The 3,619-nt window shown below is 58.6% G+C and carries 3 protein-coding genes and 1 pseudogene; 2 read left to right on the top strand and 2 right to left on the bottom strand.

What is annotated here, in order from left to right; translation table 11 throughout:
* Nucleotides 1-697: IS66 family transposase (tnpC, locus tag CQ13_RS09210; protein WP_156433595.1), on the top strand; the 697-nt coding region annotated here is incomplete at its 5' end.
* Between the two features lie 17 nt (nt 698-714).
* Here the strand turns inward: tnpC and CQ13_RS42715 are convergent.
* Together CQ13_RS42715 and CQ13_RS09195 are read right to left on the bottom strand one after the other, a co-directional pair.
* Nucleotides 715-1,304 (bottom strand): annotated as a pseudogene (locus tag CQ13_RS42715) (transposase); the annotation flags it as partial.
* A 226-nt stretch (nt 1,305-1,530) separates the two neighbouring features.
* Nucleotides 1,531-2,046: a MarR family winged helix-turn-helix transcriptional regulator gene (locus CQ13_RS09195; protein ID WP_057842668.1), complete on the bottom strand. Its 516-nt coding sequence runs from the start codon at nt 2,044-2,046 to the stop codon at nt 1,531-1,533.
* Nucleotides 2,047-2,654: 608 nt separating this feature from the next.
* Here CQ13_RS09195 and CQ13_RS09190 point away from each other — a divergent pair.
* Nucleotides 2,655-3,383, top strand: a complete 729-nt coding sequence (locus CQ13_RS09190) for an autoinducer binding domain-containing protein (protein ID WP_057842667.1) — start codon at nt 2,655-2,657, stop codon at nt 3,381-3,383.
* Nucleotides 3,384-3,619 lie beyond the last annotated feature (236 nt).

The raw sequence follows: 3,619 nt of genomic DNA, 5'->3' as shown, positions 1-3,619 counted from the left end.
AGTATCAATCCCGCATCCGGCGGCGTTCCTTCACATTACCGCCACCTCGCGATTAAAGGGGGTCCTGCAGGTCGATGGCTACAACGCCTATCCGAAGCTTGCCGAACGCGGCGAGGTCGAACTGGCATTCTGCTGGGTGCACATGCGGCGCAACTTCTACGAACTCGCGACGGCCGGTCCCGCGCCGATCGCAAGCGAAGCGCTGAAGCACATTGCCGCATTCTATGCGATCGAGAAGGAGATCCGTGGCCGCAGCGCGGACGAGCGCCGCCTGGTGCGGCAGCAGAGAAGCCGACCGCTGGCTGATGCCTTCGAGGCGTGGCTGCGCGCCAAGCTGGCTCTCATCAGCCAGAAGATCAAGCTCGCCGAAGCCATCCGCTACGCGCTCTCGCGCTGGCAGGGACTGACGCGCTTCATCGATGACGGCCGCATCGAACTCGACAACAACACGATCGAACGATCGATCCGGGGCATCAAGCTCAGTCGCAAAAACGCATTATTTGCCGGATCCGACGGCGGTGCCGAACACTGGGCTGTCGTCGCGTCCCTGGTCGAGACTTGCAAGATCAACGACGTCGATCCGCTCGCCTATCTCACCGACGTCCTGACCAAAATCGTCAACGGGCATCCAAACCGCGACATCGACCAGCTACTGCCCTGGGCCCACCGTGCTCAAGCCCTCAAAGCTGTGGCCTGAAAACGACGCTTACCCATCATCGGTGCCCTGGTCCCAATGGCCCGCTTGCGGCCGCCACGGCGGCGCGCCGCGAGCTTCTCTTCCCGATAGAGCCGGAAGATCTTCTTGTGGTTGACTAAGTAGCCCTCCCGCTTGAGCAGCACATGCAGGCGGCGATAGCCGAAACGGCGACGTTCTTGGGCGATCGCCTTCATGCGCAGGCGAAGGCCGGCATCCTCCGCCCGGGTTGCCTTGTATCTCACGGTCATGCGGCAGCAGCCGATGGCTTTACACGCCCGCCGTTCGCTCATCCCGTAAGCGTCCACGAGATGGGCGACAGCTTTCCGCCTTCCCGCGGGCGTCACCACTTCTTTCCCAGGAGGTCCTTCAAGGCAGCATTGTCCAGCATCACATCTGCCAGAAGCCGCTTCAGCCGTGTGTTCTCATCCTCCAGCGTCTTCAACCGCCTGGCCTCCGATACCTCCATCCCACCGAACTTGGCCTTCCATTTGTAGATGCTGGCGTCGCTGACGCCATGCTTGCGGCACAGATCGGCGACCGACACGCCGGACTCATGCTCCTTCAAAATCCCGATGATCTGCTCTTCCGTAAAGCGGCTGCGCTTCATGCTCTGGTCCTTGTCGTGGGCCAGAACGAACTTCAAACTGGCTTAAGCCCGAGGGGCAAGGTCAGAACCCACACGGCAATGTCCGTAAAACCAGCAGCCGCCAGCGGAAGGCTTACAGTGAGGCTCCTAGGAGGACACGAGCATCCTTTACTTTTAACTGCGCTGTATCTTATCTCGATTTGGAGTTAACCCGACCTAGACAGTGCGCCGTTCTGTGTTCTGGTCCTCAGAAATCCAGAGCGACTTTCAAGCGAGCTTTCTCTAGGCGATACCTGAGTGCAGTGAGCCTGCCAGCGAACTCGGTCAGTTCGCGAGTACCGAATTCACCAAAAACAAATTCATCGAGTGCTTCCTGTTGTGCAGCAAGGCTCGCGAGATGCTTGTAAGTCTTGTCCGTCAGCGACAGCTGTACGACCCGGGCATCGCTCGCGGAGGGCTTGCGCCGCAGGAGGCTTTTTTTCTCTAGCAGCTTCGATTGGGTCGTGACGAATGACGAGTCGACGTGCATCAACTTTGACACCACATTGACCGGAACACCGTTTTCTCTGTCCAAGTCTGCCAAAGCCATCAAGATCATCCACTGTGGCCCAGTGATGCCCAACGCATTGGCCCGTAATTGACGAAGTTCCTCCAGATACACATTGATGGATCTGATCTCCCACATGAACCGCCGGACCACCTCCTGCCCCTCAGCAGAGCTACTGCCGAGCGCTCTTGCTGGGCTTGGCAAATCCGACGGCATCGTATTTCAGGGTTTCCAATCCGTGGCTTGGGTTTCCCTTAGAACAAATTAAAAACAGGGACAATGCCGCCGGAGGAAAGCAGATCAAAATCGTTGGTACGCTTCGGACAAAGTGAAGCGTCACGAATACAGCGACGAAATAAAGACGCGTTCTGCACGTTGCGAACGGACCTATTCCTTTTCACTTCAGGCTCGGCCGATATCGAATCGGGGCGCTAACCTTTCGCGCTTTGATCAGGTAAGTGCCACCACGTGGCACTCAAACGACCCGCAGAGCCGTGCGAACAAATCCATCGCCAAATCAGAACGGTCCATCAGATTAATTGATATCTGTCACCGGCCTATTACTTCCCGACGATACTCGGGCGGGACATACTGGGGCGGCACAAACGAGTTCCGCCTAAGATAGGGGCATGGCATTTCCAACTAAGTGCGTTGGGCGACGGGCAGGGTCTTCCTGCGCTCCTCCAGCTCGGCTGCGCGGCGTAGCGGCGTGGCTGTTCTGGCGGGTGCTCGCGCGACCTGCGGTGCCCGGACGGCTTCTTCGCCAAAGGCGAGGGTGAGGTCATTAGGAAGCACGTCGATTATGTTCAAACGGTAGAGCCGGAATGAGCCCGCTCGAAAGCATCTTCCAAGAGTTCATTGATGCCATCCAAACCGCAACCAACGCGGATGAATTCGAGCGTGTTGCAACGCGGCTAACACATAGGCTAGGCTTTCAGCGATTTGCCTATCTGCGCCTGACCGGCGAGACGCCGATGCTGATCTCGTCCTATCCAAAATCCTGGACCAGCCGGTACTTCCAGCTTGGAGATCAGCAGCTCGATCCTGTGGTGCGCCGCGCGCGTGCCGAGCACGCGCTGTTCAGCTGGGGAGGCGAGGCGTCAGCCCTGGCCGGAAACCGCGAGCAGCGGCGGTTCTTTGATGAAGCGACGACCTTCGGGATTAGATCAGGCATCACTGTGCCGATCAGGGGCGGATTTGGGCGGATGGCCGCATTTACGCTGGCGACGGGCGACCGCGACGTTCACCCGGGGCGGCTCGTGGCCGACTGGAAGGATCTCCTACAACTCGTCGGGTTGTATTTTGATAGTCATGTCGGCGCCAAACTTGACATACCCTCTACCGGTAAACTTGCGGCAAGTGAACTCACTCAGCGCGAGCGCCAATGCCTTGCATGGACCGCGCAGGGAAAAACTGTCGCGGATATCGCGGTGCTGGTCCAGATTGCACCGCGAACTGTCGTGTTTCATCTTGAGAACGCGCGCCGCAAACTAGGTGCAGCATCTATTGCCCAATGCGTCGCCGAGGCGCTGCGGCGCGGCTTGTTGTCCTAATCATCAAGACGCCCCGATCGAAGAGGTCTTCGCCAAGAAAACACCGAGCGGCAGAGCCTCGCGATAGAGGCAACCTGGCGAAAGTCGCCGAGTTCCTAGATCTCTTCTCCGGAGTGAGCTAAACTGATCAAGAACTCACGGCGCGGCGGCGGCTTCCCAGTTTCCGGTGACCCGGAGGCTTTGAGCTGGTCCCGGTTGTCTGAACAGAATTTCCGCCTCGATAAGTGGAGCGTCTG

It is taken from the genome of Bradyrhizobium retamae, from assembly GCF_001440415.1.
Lineage (GTDB): Bacteria > Pseudomonadota > Alphaproteobacteria > Rhizobiales > Xanthobacteraceae > Bradyrhizobium > Bradyrhizobium retamae.
This window is presented reverse-complemented; position numbering and strand designations above follow the sequence as displayed.

Coding starts and splice junctions, on each gene's coding strand:
- CQ13_RS09190 (WP_057842667.1), top strand. CDS start 2,655: ATGAGCCCGCTCGAAAGCATCTTCCAAGAGTTCATTGATGCCATCCAA.
- CQ13_RS09195 (WP_057842668.1), bottom strand. CDS start 2,046: ATGCCGTCGGATTTGCCAAGCCCAGCAAGAGCGCTCGGCAGTAGCTCT.